Source organism: Peribacillus butanolivorans (genome assembly GCF_001273755.1).
GTDB classification, from domain to species: domain Bacteria; phylum Bacillota; class Bacilli; order Bacillales; family DSM-1321; genus Peribacillus; species Peribacillus butanolivorans.
The window spans coordinates 4,350,326-4,365,512 of the sequence record NZ_LGYA01000001.1 but is presented as its reverse complement, the minus strand read 5'-3'; the positions used below and the strand labels follow the sequence as shown (position 1 = coordinate 4,365,512).

Sequence of the window (15,187 nt, the reverse complement as noted above, 5' to 3'; positions counted from 1 at the left end):
TATCGATATATTTAGACGAGATGAAGAAGATAGTAAATTAGTTGGTCAAAAAATGATAAAATTAGTAAATAAATAGAAACATATACTACAAGGGGAGATTTTTAAAACCATGATACTTTCACTAATAGCTTTTATCTTAAAAGGGGTTTTAACGAAAATACCATTTGCTGTATTGGGACTTTCCCTAATTCCACAAAGATGGACTAACTCAATCAAGGAAAAGGATATACTCTTTTTCATTGAGCAAGTGCTGAGACTTTTACTTTCTGCTATCGTATTATTTTTTGTTATTGATATTATGTTACTAGATCTTACTGCGACTGCATTCTTTTCGAATTTTGCCGTTATTTTTGGACTTATTCTTATTTTTGATTCAAGAATGTACATGTACAGTGCAAAAGAGTCTTCAATACCCCGCCGCAATCGGAAAAATGAGGGGTCAAAACATTCAACAAGAACACCTTGGAATGTACATTTCAACAGTTTGCTGGGAATCGCTTTGATCGCAGCTTGGGTTATCATGTTGTTTTATCCACTAACATTTGCCGAGAAACTTCATGATTTAGCAAAAGTTGAAAAGAAAAATAAGCTAGAAGAAGTTCAAGACATAAAAACAATGCCGCTTGTAACAGTAAAAATGGCAGACGCAAAAGGCGATGCAGCTATTAATAAAATAGCAAACGCATCGTATTTCACTGAAGGCGAGTACCGTCTAACCAATATAAACGGTGAATTAACATATACTTCACCAATTGAAATGGACGGATTTTTGAAAGCTGGGAAAGCTGAATACACGCCCGGTTATAATCTTATTTCTGCCGTTTCGACAGATAAAGGCGCAAGCACTGTAAAAGGAAAATTGTTGTATGCTCCATCACAATATCTTGATTATGATTTAGAAAGAACGATTCGTAAGGCATATCCGAATAAAATCATACATGATTCATACCTAGAACCAAACGAAGATGGAAAGCCCTTCTTTGTAGCTTCAGTGGGGCATTACCTGAAATACCGCAGTGGGTCCGTTGTGGACGGAGTGGTATTAGTGAATCCGGAAACGGGCGACACAAAATACTATCCGTTAGGAAAAGAACCTAAATGGGTTGATAGAACATTTACATTAGAAACAGCCTTGGAATATTGGACCTACTGGGGGAAATATGTTCACGGGTGGAAAAATCAGTCCTTAATTGGAGCGAAGAAAGATGTTTTGATTCCTAATGAGGATAATATGCAAGTTACTTTTAACGAAAAAGGCGAATTAATATATGTAGTTGATTTTACAAGAGCAAAATCAAAAGGAAACTCCAAAACTCTAGTAGGTTACGGTGTTTTCAATGCTAAAACCGGTGAAATGACGTACTACAAAGGCGTCACCTCCGTTCTAACTGGAAAAGAAGCAAAATCCAACGCAAATGCGAGTGAGTTTCTGTCTAAATATCCAGGGTGGAAAGCCACTAATGGAATTTTCTATACGATATACGGTGCACCCACTTATGTAATTCCCGTTACAAAGGGCAGTAAGTTTCAAGGGGTAGCGATCGTGTATGCCAATAGCGATAATCCCCAAGTAGTTTTTGGAAAAACAAAAGATGAAGCATTCCGGAACTATAAAAAGCTAATTGCTTCTTTAGGGAAAGTCAGCGGTGTAACGCCTCAAAAAGGATTTGAACTGAAAGAAATCAAAGGGAAAGTAACAAGGATCAACGATGCTAATCTCTCAAATGGCTACGTGTTCTATTTAATTGTAGAAGGCAATGCCAAAAGATTCTCAGTTGACCCTGGAGTCAGCGCACTCTCTGATATTGTATTGACGAATGTAGGAGACCGGGTTGTGCTGAAAGTGATGGATATGGACGAGGACATCGTCCCGGTCGATCAATTCACTAACCTGGACTTACCAAAGCAATAAAAGCATGAAAAAAAGCATTGCTATCCGCAATGCTTTTTTTCATGAAATCGAATCATTGTTCATTACAGGTCCGATAGGTTGATTGAAAGGGTGGATTCCATATAATATCCCTTTTGAACAACAGCTTTTATTGCGAAATGGCCATTTACCCGTTTTCGTACCCGGTACAGAAGTGAAGCGATTTCTTCCGCCGACACAATTTGCTGGGGATCCCCAATTCTCTCGGGCCATACATGTCGGACAATCTCTTCCTTTGAAATAAGGTTCTCCAAATTCTCATAAAGCAACTTAAAGCAAGTAAATTCCTTTAAAGGCATTTTAATGGGAGCTTTTTCATTGATGATCACAGTCTGAAGATGCTCTTTAATAACCACGTTTTGGTGAAAAGTGATGTTCAACGGAGTGAAATCCTGTGTTAAATCGTTGTCGATGGAAATCATGAATTCAATCATTCCATTAATCAAAGTAATGGTATCCCCCGGTTCAATTAGGCAAGGCTGCCCCGGCACAAGTGGCATCTGGTTCACTGAGGTGCCATGTTTGCTCGACAAATCCTCAATAAGAAGCTTTCCTTCCTTCATATAAATCTGGCAATGTTCCCTGGAAACGAAATCATTGTAAAGCTTGAAATCAGCTTTGGAATGTTGGCTGGCACGGCCAATCAGTAGGCTTTTTCCTTCAAAGACATAGGCGAATTCTTCAGGTTGGCCTTTGTTCATGGTTCTCAATACAACCTTAAAAGTTTTGATGCTCATTCACTTCTTATCTCCTTAAGAGTCTAAATATTTAGATTATTTTCATGGATTTATCATTTTCATTACATGGCTGTTTAGTAGATTCAATCTTATAATTATAAATTATCTGACGCTGACATACTAACGAAAAATGAAAAAAATACAAATTAGGTACAAAACCATTTTTGAATATGAATATACAAAAAGAGTTTCTGAATCTTTAAATAGAAAAGCAATAGAAAAGGAGTTGACCAAAGATGAGTATGTGGAGAGATAAGATAAATGCCTTTAGCATCCTGATGGTGATTGTAAGCATGATTGTATACATTATTATTCCTCAGCCCCTTACCCTCGGCCTGTACTGCATATTTGGCATTGCCTTTATCAGCCTGACTATACTGAATTGAGCATAGCCTGGAGTCGAGAGGGGATGTGGGAGGCAAAGTAGGAAAGAGAGAGGACTATAAAAAAGGTGAAGGCGGCATGACTGAAAACATGAAGCCTCCACTCGAGTTGCATGTCTTTCTTTGGGAAGATAATAGAGAATGTAAAAATCCATTCAAGGCCTGCCAAATCATAGGTAGGTTTTTTTTGTTTAGAATGAAACGTATCACATGTGATGGTAAAAAGGAAGATGGAAATTACCAATAGTACAAATGAATTGAAAAAAAATCAGAGTTTATAATATGGGGGGCGATGTATACTGTTGTGATAAAGCGTTGTAATTAAGAAAGTAAAAGATCAACAAAGATAGACTTTAGAGAAGAAGCAGGAACCCATTAAGGGTACCTGCTTCAATTCAATTCTAGGAGCAGTGTGAAGAGATAATGGTGGGAGTATGCCGATGTTTTCGTAAAATCCTAATCAGCGACAGGCAATCATCCATACTTAAAGAGAGCCATTTTTATGTGGAAACGGTATAATAAATTGGCAGAAGTAGACATTAAAATGGACTGCACTTGATTTTAATGGCGTGTATATAACTGAATGATGAGAGAAGGAACCATTATACAAAAAGACAAAAGAAGAAAAGGAGAAACTATGACAAAAAGTAATGAAACAGGATGGAATTTAGACAATAGTTATGCCCGTCTTCCGGAAAAATTTTTCACAAGTACCAACCCGACTCCTGTAAGTTCACCGGAGTTGATCATTCTCAATGAACAGTTGGCAGCATCCCTTGGTTTGGACGTTCAGGCATTGCAAAGTGAAGATGGCGTAGCGGTGTTTGCTGGAAACCGGATTCCAGAAGGTGCTTCGCCTCTTGCTCAAGCATACGCGGGACATCAATTCGGGCATTTTAACATGTTAGGGGACGGTCGGGCGGTGCTGCTGGGCGAGCATGTCTTGCCTCAAGGCGAGAGGGTCGATATTCAGCTTAAGGGTCCAGGAAGAACTCCATACTCCCGCGGGGGTGATGGCCGGGCTGCACTTGGACCGATGCTGCGTGAATACATCATCAGCGAAGCGATGCATGGACTAGGCATTCCTACCACCCGAAGTCTGGCAGTGGTGACAACAGGTGAATCGATAATCCGCGAAACCAGGCTGCCTGGGGCTATCATGACCCGTGTGGCTGCCAGTCATCTGCGCGTCGGAACCTTTCAATTCGCTGCAAAATGGGGCACGGTCGAAGAACTCAGGACCCTTGCCGACTATACAATACAGCGCCATTACCCAGACGTTGAAGCAGATGAGAACCGCTATCTTTCGCTATTTCAGGAAGTGATCAAGCGCCAGGCTGAGCTTATTGCACAATGGCAGCTGGTCGGCTTCATTCATGGGGTAATGAATACTGATAACATGACGATTAGCGGAGAAACCATCGACTATGGTCCTTGCGCCTTCATGGATGCGTATGATCCGACAACGGTTTTCAGTTCCATTGATACCCAAGGCCGCTATGCTTATGGCAATCAGCCCTATATTGCCGGGTGGAATCTTGCACGATTTGCTGAAGCATTATTGCCGCTGTTGCATGATGATCAGGAGCAGGCTGTTAAACTGGCCCAGGATAAGATTTCTGTTTTTAATGAGTTGTATCAATCTAATTGGCTAGCGGGAATGAGAGCAAAACTGGGGCTATTTAACGAAGAGTCACAGGATGAAGCGCTTATTGATGACCTCCTCAATATGATGAAGAAGCATGGTGCCGATTATACCAATACCTTCCGCACATTAACTTTTGATACACCGAGGGATACTGCCCTATTTGGGACACCGGAATTCGCTCAGTGGCAGGAGCTCTGGCAGGCGAGACTAGGCAGGCAGAAGGAATCGAAAGCATCCTCGAATCAGTTGATGCAAAACAGCAATCCTGCGGTTATCCCACGAAACCACCGGGTAGAAGAGGCACTGGAAGCAGCAGTGGAAAAAGGAGACTACAGCGTGATGGAACGGCTTTTAGATGTTCTTTCAAACCCTTACGCGCACTCCGGCGAACAGGCTGAATATTCCACGCTGCCTGAGTCAACAACACCTTACCGGACCTTTTGCGGTACCTGATTATAGGATTAGAGAAGTCAATTTGTGAGGCTGAAAGACAAAAGAAGGATCCTAGAACATTCTCCTCATTAAGCGTGAATGAGGATGAAATGGATTTTGGATTAAAACCCCGCTAGTGTTTGGAGATCATAAAGGAGCTCCCTCGATTGAAAGATGATCAGTTGTAAACGATTATCTTTCAATCGAGGGAGCCATTTTTCTGTACTACAGGTCCGTTAGTAAAATAGTTTTGTTTGAAGAATATCCATGGCACGCTCAATATCCTCTATATCTTCTTTCGAAGCATTTCGTATTCGACTTTGGAAACGAGATTCCACGATTGCAAAGGCTTCGTTCATCATGGTTTCCCCCTCTTTCGAGAGACGAATATATTGTTTTCGTCGATCCTCAGTATCACTTAATTTTTCGATTAAATCCTTTTCGCTTAATTTCTTAAGCTCACGACTCGTGTTTGGCATTGATATATGCTGACAGTCACTGATTTCGCTTGGAGTGACAGGCTGACTGACGGTTATATATTCAAGAATATTATATTGAACTGGCGTGATGGAATCAGATTTAGCATTTTGTGTTAATTCGTGTGTCACCTGATGAACAGAAGTTGTAAATGACACCCATTTATCAAAAAGAGCTTTTTTGTCCATAACTTTCACCTCTTACTGAGAAGATAACAAAAATATTATCATAATACAATTATCATTTGACAATAAAAATCTAAGAGTGTTATAGTTTTGTTATCAAATGATAAGTAAGTAGGGGGTACGCCATGAACATGCTAGTCATTTACACATATCCTAATCACAAAAGTTTAAGTTATGCGTTTTTACAAAAAATCATCAAAGGTAGTAATGAGAACCCTAACATAAAGGAGTTGCGGGTCTTAGATTTATATGAAGAGGGCTTTAATCCACTCCTAGTGTTCAATGAGCATAAACGAAGGCGTGATATGCACCGTGATCCTCACCTTGAAAAATATAGAAATCAAATTACTTGGGCTGACAAGATTGTCTTTGTCTATCCAATCTGGTGGGGGAGGCCTCCCGCAATGCTTATGGGATATATTGATCAATTATTTGCTGCAAATTTTGCCTACAGGGATAAGAAGGGACTTCTACCAGAAGGACTTTTAAAAGGAAAGTCAGTTGTATGTGTTTCCACTATGAAGGGACCTACAAAATATCCACTTCTCTGGTTGAATAATGCGCATAAAATATTGATGAAAAAAGCCTTATTTAATTTTGTGGGTATCAAAAAAGTGAAGTTTTTTGAATTTGGTAATATGGAAAGTTCAAATGGAAAACAAACAAAAAGACTAGATAAGGTATATCGGTATTTCAAAAAGGTGGAAAGCTAAGATAATCGTTTTCTTTACTTTTTACGAGATTAATAGAGAAACCCCATTCATGTACGGAACAGCGTAATGTACATGAATGGGGTTGGTAGTATTTAGACGTTCTTTAAATATTGCACCGAATCCGATAAATCTTACTTCGTAATTAGTTCAGTTTAGTTTTAAAAAATCTCCATTTAGTCTTAATGAACGTAAGAATCGTACAAATCACTATAATGGTAAATGAAGCTAACCCACTAAACCAAATGCTTTGAAAATCACTTACGTAAGGTTGAATAATGTATGAGGTAACTATAGCTAAGACGGCGCTTATTGGAATGAAATTCGCAACTTTCCCTTTACTAAATACTATTGCTAGAAATGGTGCTAGCAATGCTGAATATATATTTCCAGAATAAAATAAAAGCTCTAATAAGGTTGGAGAATTGAAGAGTGTAGCAACAAAAACCATTCCTCCAATCAAGATTGATAGAAGGTAGGCCATTCTTATTTTTTGCTGGTCACTTTTTTTAGTTTGGAAAGGTTCTAAAATATTGGCTACAATTAAGCTTATTAATGAATGTAGACAGGCACCAAATGTGGAGGTGATTGCACTAAATGCACATAATATGAAAAGAATAAAAATGAAAGGTGTCGTAATCTTGTTAGCTAATCCAACTAAAATAGAATGTATATCAGTGAACCCACCTGTAAAGATAACCATAATAAAAAGAGATGAAAAGGATAATGGGAATGTAATCCATATAAGACCAGATAAGGAAAATGTTAAGGGGACTTTTTTTATTTCTATCATAAATAGACGATGCCATGATGTGAGGTCAAAGAAAAACTGACCGAATCCTACTAGAAGCCCTGCAAAAATAAAATTCCATAAATCATACTTATTGATTACTAGCATATATGGGTGATATAGACGGATCCCATCATAAACAGGTTGAATCCCTTCCTTGACGAAAAAGTATAATGGAATTAAGATAGCGGCGGCAAACATAGAAATGACTTGAAAAGATGCGACTCCGTGAATAAATTTTAACCCACCGAATCCAGCAAAAAGAACACAAAAACAGAAAAAGAAGAACAACCCTACATAAAGTGGCGTATCAAAAAGAAATTGACAAAGGGTAGACGCTGCCATTCCCTGAATGAATAAAGTGTGTAAACTAGTTAATACCAGAATCACTATCAATATCCAATATCCAAGGGGATGAAGTCTGGTTTTTAAATAGTCTCCCATAGTCAATCCCACAGGGAAATCCTGTCGAACTCTCCTCCCGATAAAACTGAACATAAATAGAGCAATCGCTCCCATTAAAGCATAGCCAATTCCTCCGAAAACTCCATACTTTACCATGGACTCAGGAGAGGATAATATCGTGGTTCCTGTCACCCAACGTGCCAGGAGGGAGATAATTCCTAAGCCCATCCCAATTTGAATTGGGCCTTGTACGTATTCTTGAAATGAACGAGGACGCAATGTTTATTTTCCTTTCTCACGGAACTCTTTTGGCGTTATTCCTTCTGTCTTACGGAATATAGTGCTGAAATAATGTTGACTATTAAAACCTGAGTTTTCAGCAACGTCTGATATGTTCCAACTCGTGTTATTGGTTAAAAATCGTTTAGCGGCTTGTATTCTATAATGTATTAAATATTCTGTAAAAGAAGCGCCGACTTCTTCGTGAAATTTCCTACTCAAATAGGTCGGGTTTGTATGTACTTCACGAGCAATGTCGGAAAGAGAGATTTTTTCAGCAAAATTGTCATGAATAAATGAAAGCGAATGATGAATTAGGCTTGAATAATCATGAGATGAGTCTTGTTTTTTATACTTAGATAGAACTTTATGCAAATCACTTTCAATTACAGGTTTCGTTAAATAATCAACCACTCCTATTCTTATGGATTGTTGGGCATAATCGAAACTTTGATGTGCTGTAACCATTATTATTTCTACTTCTTTGTTTACCGCCCTCAGATCTTCACCAAATTCAAGACCGGATCGCCCAGGTAGATTAATATCTAAAAAAGCGAGGTTTATTTTGAAATTTTGGTTGATGGTAAGTGCTTGACAGGCATCAGCGGCTTTGTGAAACTTCCAAAAAGGGTATATAGACTGAATCATATATTCCATTTGTTCAAGTTCTAATGGTTCGTCATCAACTAATAAAACATTCATTCCGAAGCTCCCTCCTCAACTCTCTTATCATAAACCAGTGGCCAAACTACCTTTACCTTTGTTCCTGACTCATTAGAAGAAATAATTATTTGTGCACGGTTACTAAAGTACAAATCTAAACGTTTTTGGATATTGTCTAAGCCATGACCGACTTTCTCTGTAAAGGAAGTGGTTTTTACCATTAAACCATTATCTATTACTTCTAAATATATCGTCTGGGAATCCTGATAGAATCGGATACTAAGAAGTGCTTCTCCCACTTTTTTTTCTAAACCGTGTTTAAACGAATTCTCAACTAAAGTCTGCAGAATGAAGGGTGGAACTAGTGCTATTAATAATTGGTCGGGGCACTCCATATCTATCTTAAGCCGATCACCAAAGCGAAGACTTTGTATATCTAGATAATGCTGAGTATACTGAATTTCTTGAGCTAGGGGAATTAATGGTTCAGATGCTTTATACTTGAATTTTAAGAATTGCGAAAATGCCTCTAAGGCACGTATCAATTCTGTCGTTCTGTTTAAACGTGCCAAGCTTAAAATGACATTTAGTGTATTAAACAAAAAGTGAGGCTGAATTTGCTGGTTTAATTTATTATATTGGGCTTCTTGGAGTGCTTGTTCCAGCCGTATCTCTTTGTTTTTATTTTCAAGAAGATCAATTCTCTTCTCAAATACAAACAGAAATAAAAGAGCAATAGCTCCCATGATAGGAGCTAAAATAAAAAGCATGATTAGTAATGTAAATCCCTCGTAACTAAGCATTATGAACCTCTAATGATAATATTTTTATATAACTTTAATAATTCTGCTTATTAGTATCTTACTAAAGACTCCTTCGGAAATCTATTACAATTTATGACACGATGTGACAAGCGACTTGATGATTTTGGGCAGAAATCTTTAATTCAGGTAACTGTGATTTGCAGATATCTATAGCAAAAGGACACCGTGTATGAAAGCGGCAGCCGCTTGGAGGATCAATAGGTGAGGGGACATCACCCGTTAATAGAATTCGTTCTCTTTCTTGCACTGGATTTGGAACTGGGATAGCAGATAGTAATGCCCGTGTATATGGGTGCTGCGGCTGTTCAAAAATGGACTTTTTGTCAGCAATTTCGACTATCTTTCCTAGGTACATGACCATTACACGATCCGAGATATGTCTAACCACACCTAAATCATGTGAAATAAAAAGAAAGGTAAGATCGAATTGTCGTTGTAATGATTTTAATAAATTTAGTACTTGCGCTTGAATAGAGACATCAAGTGCAGATACAGCTTCGTCACAAATGATCAATTTTGGATCTACTGCAAGCGCCCGTGCAATACCGATTCTCTGCCGCTGGCCCCCACTAAATTCGTGTGGGTATCTTTCCATGGATTCTGGTCTCAAGCCGACATGGCCTAATAATTCTTCAATTCTGCTCTTTCGGTTTTCTTTAGGCACTACATTTTGTATGGATAAGGCTTCTCCGAGAATTTGTCCTATAGTCTGTCTAGGATTAAGGGAGGCAAATGGATCCTGAAAAATAACTTGCAAATCCTTCCTTGTACTCCTCATTTCTTTTTTTCCTAAACTTAGTAAATCCTTATCCTGAAAGTGTATACTCCCACTTGTAGGTTCATCTAATCGAAGAATGGCCCGTCCAGTTGTCGATTTACCACAGCCAGATTCACCTACTATACTCAAGGTTTCTCCCTGATAGATATTAAAGCTAATGTCGTCAACAGCTTTTACATGATTAATAGTTCTCCCGAAAAACCCACCCTTAATTGGGAAATATTGTTTCAATTGATTTACTTTTAGAAGAACCTTTTTCTCTACAACTGGTAATACCATTATTAAACCCCTACTTTCTCTTGAGCGTCATATTCTTTCTCCCATTGGGGGGTAAACATCCAACAGCTGACCTGGGTACTTGGGCCGGTTGTTTGAAGATCCGGTACAGCCTGTTCACAAATTTTCTTCGCATGTGCACAACGGGGTGCAAAGCTGCAGCCTTTGGGCATATTGTATGGACTTGGAACAGTCCCGGGTATGGTAGTTAATTCTTCCTGGTCCATGTCGAGACGTGGTAGGGAGTTCAATAAACCAATCGTGTATGGATGTTTAGGATTTGTGAATATCTCTTTTGCCAGTGTGTATTCAACAATTTTCCCTGCGTACATGACAGCTACTCGGTCACATGTTTCATATACGACCCCTAAATCATGAGTAATCAAAATGACAGCCGTACCGAAATCCTTTTGCAGGGTTTTTATTAGCTCTAAAATTTGGGCTTGAATCGTCACATCAAGGGCTGTTGTAGGTTCATCCGCTATTAGTACCTCAGGGTGGCATGCAAGTGCCATTGCAATCATGACCCTTTGTCTCATTCCGCCGCTTAGTTCATGCGGCTCCTGTTTTGCCCTTTTTTCAGGAGAGGGAATTCCGACAAGCCGAAGCATGTCAACTGCTTTGTTCCAAGCTTCTTTTTTTCCTAGCTTTTGATGAAGTCTTATTGCTTCTGCAATTTGCTCACCCGCTGAATAAACGGGATTTAATGATGTCATTGGTTCCTGAAAAATCATAGAAATCTCATTACCACGTATGGATCGCATCTGTTTTTCAGTCTTTGTAAGTAGATCCTCACCTTTAAAAAGGATGCTGCCCCCGGTAATTTTTCCGGGAGGGGATTGGATTAACCTTAATAGTGATAAGGAAGTAATACTTTTACCACTCCCAGATTCCCCTACTATTCCAAGCGTTTCCCCTTTGTTTAGGGTGAAACTAATTCCATTAACTGCTTTACTCGTTCCTTCATCAGTAAAAAAGTAGGTCTGCAGATTTTTAACTTCCAGTATTTTTTCTTCAAACTGTTTCATCTTAGTACCTCCCTAATTTAAGTCTATTCGCTTGTTAAAGTATCGATAGAGGACATCTACAGCTAGATTCATAAATACAAAGATAACAGATGCAATAAGGACCCCGCCTTGTACCATTGGTAAATCTCTCGTTCTAATGGCATCAACTATTAACCTACCAAGTCCATTGATGGCAAATACGGACTCTGTTAATACGGTACCGCCAAGGAGCGCACCGAACTGAAGACCAACGACTGTAATAACAGGGATAAGCGCATTTTTTAGACCGTGCTTATATATAATGACATGCTCTTTTAATCCCTTGGCTTTTGCTGTACGAATATAGTCTTGACGAACAACTTCGAGCATACTTGACCTGGTCATTCTGGCTACAATTGCAGCTCCTCCCGCCCCGAGGGTAATAGCTGGGAGAATCATGTGATTAATAGTTCCCCAACCTGAAACAGGAAACCACTGAAGATTAACGGAAAAAAAGTAGATAAGCATCAGACCTAACCAAAAACTAGGTAAAGAGATTCCTAATAAAGCAACGATCATGATAGAAATGTCAGCTGCTGAGTATTGCTTAGTTGCTGAGATAATTCCCGCCACCATTCCAAGGACAACGGTTATAAAAATACTTGCAAGGGCAAGTTCTAGGGTGATTGGCAAGCGGACCAAAATCTCGTCCAAAACAGGGCGGCTACTACGAAGTGATTCTCCAAAATCACCTTGTACAGCATGGATTACATAGTCGAAGTACTGATAGAGGATTGGACGATCTAAGCCAAGCTGATGTCGAATCATTTCTATCGTTTCTTTAGTTGCTCCTTCACCTGCAAGCAGGGTTGCCGGGTCTCCGGGAACCATCTGCATGATGAGAAAAACCACAAGACTTACTCCTAGTAATACCGGTATGGTTTGCAAAATTCGCCGGACAATAAATACAAACATTTTCTCTCCTCCTTATTTTTTCATTCTTGGGTCTAGGGCATCTCTTAGTCCATCACCGAATACGTTGAATCCGAGTACAAGTGTTGATATGGCGATTCCTGGAAACAAAGCGATGTGAGGGGCACTGAACAAATAATCTCGTCCGCTGCTTAACATGGCTCCCCATTCTGGAGAAGGAGGCTGAGCTCCTAGCCCTAGGAATGACAAGCCGGCTGCTGATAGAATGGCTGTAGCTAGACGTAATGTAGCTTGAACGATGACAGGTGAAAGAATATTAGGGAAAATGTGTTTGAAAATAATCGTGAAGTCAGTGGCACCTAATGCACGAATGGCATCAATATATTCAAGCTTCCTGACTGAAAGTGTGGAACCCCGTACAATACGTGCAAACATAGGAATTGAAAAGACACCAACTGCTACCATTACGTTAATTAAACTTGGCCCTAGAGCACTTATAATTGCAAGGGCAAGCAATATTCCTGGGAAAGCAAGTAGAACATCAACAATCCTCATAATGACGGTATCAATCCATTTTCCATAATAGCCTGCTGTTAATCCTAAGAGTATGCCAATAAACGCCCCGAAGAACACAGAGACAAATCCAACAGCTAATGAAAGACGGGTTCCATATAATAATCTGCTTAAAATATCTCTTCCCTTATCATCTGTTCCCATCCAATGATCTGTTGTGGGGGGCTGGAGTGTGTTGACTAAATCAATTTCATAGGGATCCTGTGGTGAAATTAAAGGTGCAAAAATGGCCAATAAAATATAAAAAAGTACGATGTAACCGCCTATCAATGCCAATTTATTTCTCTTAAACTTTTTATAAAAGGCTTTCCAGTGTTGTAGTTTTGAAGATTTTTTTTTGTTTACATTCAATTCGGTATTATTCATAACGACCTCTGGCTTCATGGCACTTCCTCCTTTTCTTTCATTAAATTTATTCAAAATAGGTATTGAAGTAAATATGATGCAGAAAAGCAGTAAAGATAATAAAAAAATGAGTAAAGATTCTGAAAATATAAAATTTTGTTTTTTTTTATAATTTGATTATGCCCAATGTACTATAGTTAAAAGTTACTTGGAAAACAAAGGGAAGTATGAAAGGGAGGAAAAATAATGAGAAAAGGCATGGTTGGATTACTATTTGCATCGTTATTAGGTATCTCATCGGTTTTATCTGGATGTACATCAGATCAAACAAGCAGCAAGAAACCAGAAAGAGAAGCGAAAGAAGGGGGAACACTAGTCGTCGCCCGGCTATCTGACGCGACTACCCTAGACCCTCATTTCATTACAGATATTCCTTCAGCAAATGTTGTATATGAAAAGGTTTATGAAACATTGGTCGTTCCCGACAAAAACATGGAACCACAACCTCTGCTCGCAAAAGAATGGAAACAGCTCGATGATGTAACGTGGGAGTTTAAACTGCGTGAAGGAGTGAAATTCCATGATGGAGCACCATTCAATGCTGAAGCGGTAAAAACTAATTTTGACAGATTACTAGATCCAAAAACATCCTCTCCTCAGGCGGGTAAATTGGAAATGATCAAAGAAATCAAAGTAGTTGATGAAACGACTGTACAATTTAAACTGAAATACCCTTATGCTCCACTATTATCCATATTAGTAAGTAATGAAGGTAGCATTTTAAGTCCAAAAGCCATTACAGAAAATAGTGACAAGCTAGGCCAAAATCCTGTTGGAACAGGACCATTTGTTTTTAAATCTTGGAAGTCAGGAGAAGAGATTGCACTATCAAAAAATAAGGACTATTGGGGAGATAAACCTAAGATTGATGGGGTAGTATTCAAGGTTGTTCCTGAAGATGCTACGAGAATTGCGATGGTTGAAACAGGTGAAGCACATGTGACTGATCAAGTACCCGTGACTGAGATTGATAGGATTGAAGCATCAGACACGATGGATTTATATCGCACAGATGGACTTGCTGTTGAATACCTAAGCTTTAATGTTAAGAATAAGCCATTCGATGATGTACGTGTTCGTAAAGCGGTCGCGCATGCGATTGAGGTTGACTCTATTATTAAAGGCGTTTATAACGATGTTGGTACGAAGGCAAATTCCACAATGAGCCCGAAGGTTTTTGGCTATGATCCAGATATAAAAGGATACGACTATGATATAAATGAATCGAAAAAGCTGTTGAAGGAAGCCGGAATTAAGGATGGCTTGGAGATTACATTAACAACGAGTGATCGTAAGGAAAGAATAAATATGGCAGAGGTAATTCAATCCCAGTTAAAAGGAATTGGAATTAAGGTCAAAATTCAAGTTCTTGAATATGGGGCTTATATTGACGCGACTGCTAAAGGTGAACATCAGGTTTCAATAGGTGGTTGGGGCAATGCTACGGGAGATGGAGATTATAATCAATTCAATCTTTTTGATAGCAAATCCCAAGGTGCTGCTGGAAATAGTTCATTCTACAGTAATCCTGAAGTGGATAAATTGATTGAAACAGCACGTAAAGAATCAGATGGAGATAAACGTAAGGAACTATATTCGAAAGCACAAGAAATTGAAAGAGAAGAAGTACCATATGTTCCAATCCGTAACTATGAACATCTTGCCGTTTATGGAGAAACTGTTAAAGGACTTTGGCTGAATCCAGCAAATTATTTAATGCTTGATGACATAACTGTGCAGTAGAGAATTTATCAAAAAGGGCAGACAGCATAC

At 38.9% G+C, this 15,187-nt stretch carries 13 protein-coding genes; 4 read left to right on the top strand and 9 right to left on the bottom strand.

What is annotated here, in order from left to right; genetic code table 11:
- Positions 1-109 precede the first annotated feature (109 nt).
- Entirely contained in the window at positions 110-1,912 is a 1,803-nt protein-coding gene (locus AKG34_RS20060) for a hypothetical protein (protein WP_053347736.1), read from the top strand.
- 62 nt (positions 1,913-1,974) lie between these two features.
- On the opposite strand, the gene AKG34_RS20055 is transcribed toward AKG34_RS20060, so the two are convergent.
- Complete coding sequence (locus AKG34_RS20055; RefSeq protein WP_053347735.1) at positions 1,975-2,667, bottom strand: FHA domain-containing protein; 693 nt, start codon at positions 2,665-2,667, stop codon at positions 1,975-1,977.
- Between the two features lie 1,020 nt (positions 2,668-3,687).
- Between AKG34_RS20055 and AKG34_RS20045 the strand changes: the two genes are divergently transcribed.
- A complete protein-coding gene (locus AKG34_RS20045; protein ID WP_053347733.1) occupies positions 3,688-5,151 on the top strand; it encodes a protein adenylyltransferase SelO in 1,464 nt (487 codons plus the stop codon).
- Between the two features lie 215 nt (positions 5,152-5,366).
- Here AKG34_RS20045 and AKG34_RS20040 read toward each other — a convergent pair whose 3' ends face one another.
- Positions 5,367-5,795 carry a MarR family winged helix-turn-helix transcriptional regulator gene (locus AKG34_RS20040; protein ID WP_053347732.1) on the bottom strand — a complete coding sequence of 143 codons (429 nt, stop codon included), beginning with the start codon at positions 5,793-5,795 and terminating at the stop codon, positions 5,367-5,369.
- Between the two features lie 122 nt (positions 5,796-5,917).
- Here AKG34_RS20040 and AKG34_RS20035 point away from each other — a divergent pair, with 122 nt between their 5' ends.
- Positions 5,918-6,505, top strand: a complete 588-nt coding sequence (locus AKG34_RS20035; protein WP_053347731.1) for an NAD(P)H-dependent oxidoreductase — start codon at positions 5,918-5,920, stop codon at positions 6,503-6,505.
- Positions 6,506-6,647: 142 nt separating this feature from the next.
- Here AKG34_RS20035 and AKG34_RS20030 read toward each other — a convergent pair whose 3' ends face one another.
- The 7 genes from AKG34_RS20030 to nikC form a co-directional block, all read right to left on the bottom strand.
- Positions 6,648-7,976 (bottom strand): SLC5/6 family protein, encoded by a 1,329-nt coding sequence (locus AKG34_RS20030; protein ID WP_152952321.1) that lies wholly within the window; start codon positions 7,974-7,976, stop codon positions 6,648-6,650.
- Positions 7,977-7,979: 3 nt separating this feature from the next.
- The gene (locus tag AKG34_RS20025) at positions 7,980-8,678 is read right to left on the bottom strand and encodes a response regulator transcription factor (RefSeq protein WP_053347730.1); all 699 of its coding nucleotides are present in this window, start codon (positions 8,676-8,678) and stop codon (positions 7,980-7,982) included.
- A complete protein-coding gene (locus AKG34_RS20020) occupies positions 8,675-9,442 on the bottom strand; it encodes a sensor histidine kinase (RefSeq protein ID WP_053347729.1) in 768 nt (255 codons plus the stop codon). Before AKG34_RS20020 ends, AKG34_RS20025 begins: the two co-directional genes overlap by 4 nt.
- A 91-nt stretch (positions 9,443-9,533) precedes the next feature.
- On the bottom strand, positions 9,534-10,520 hold the full coding sequence (locus AKG34_RS20015; protein ID WP_053347728.1) for an ABC transporter ATP-binding protein: 987 nt from the start codon (positions 10,518-10,520) through the stop codon (positions 9,534-9,536).
- A gap of 2 nt (positions 10,521-10,522) precedes the next feature.
- The gene (locus AKG34_RS20010; RefSeq protein WP_053347727.1) at positions 10,523-11,545 is read right to left on the bottom strand and encodes an ABC transporter ATP-binding protein; all 1,023 of its coding nucleotides are present in this window, start codon (positions 11,543-11,545) and stop codon (positions 10,523-10,525) included.
- 12 nt (positions 11,546-11,557) lie between these two features.
- Positions 11,558-12,478 (bottom strand): nickel ABC transporter permease, encoded by a 921-nt coding sequence (gene nikB / locus AKG34_RS20005; RefSeq protein WP_053347726.1) that lies wholly within the window; start codon positions 12,476-12,478, stop codon positions 11,558-11,560.
- Positions 12,479-12,490: 12 nt separating this feature from the next.
- Entirely contained in the window at positions 12,491-13,375 is an 885-nt protein-coding gene (gene nikC / locus AKG34_RS20000; RefSeq protein WP_407946290.1) for a nickel transporter permease, read from the bottom strand.
- 225 nt (positions 13,376-13,600) lie between these two features.
- Between nikC and AKG34_RS19995 the strand changes: the two genes are divergently transcribed.
- Entirely contained in the window at positions 13,601-15,157 is a 1,557-nt protein-coding gene (locus AKG34_RS19995) for a glutathione ABC transporter substrate-binding protein (protein WP_053347724.1), read from the top strand.
- The last annotated feature ends 30 nt before the right edge of the window (positions 15,158-15,187 follow it).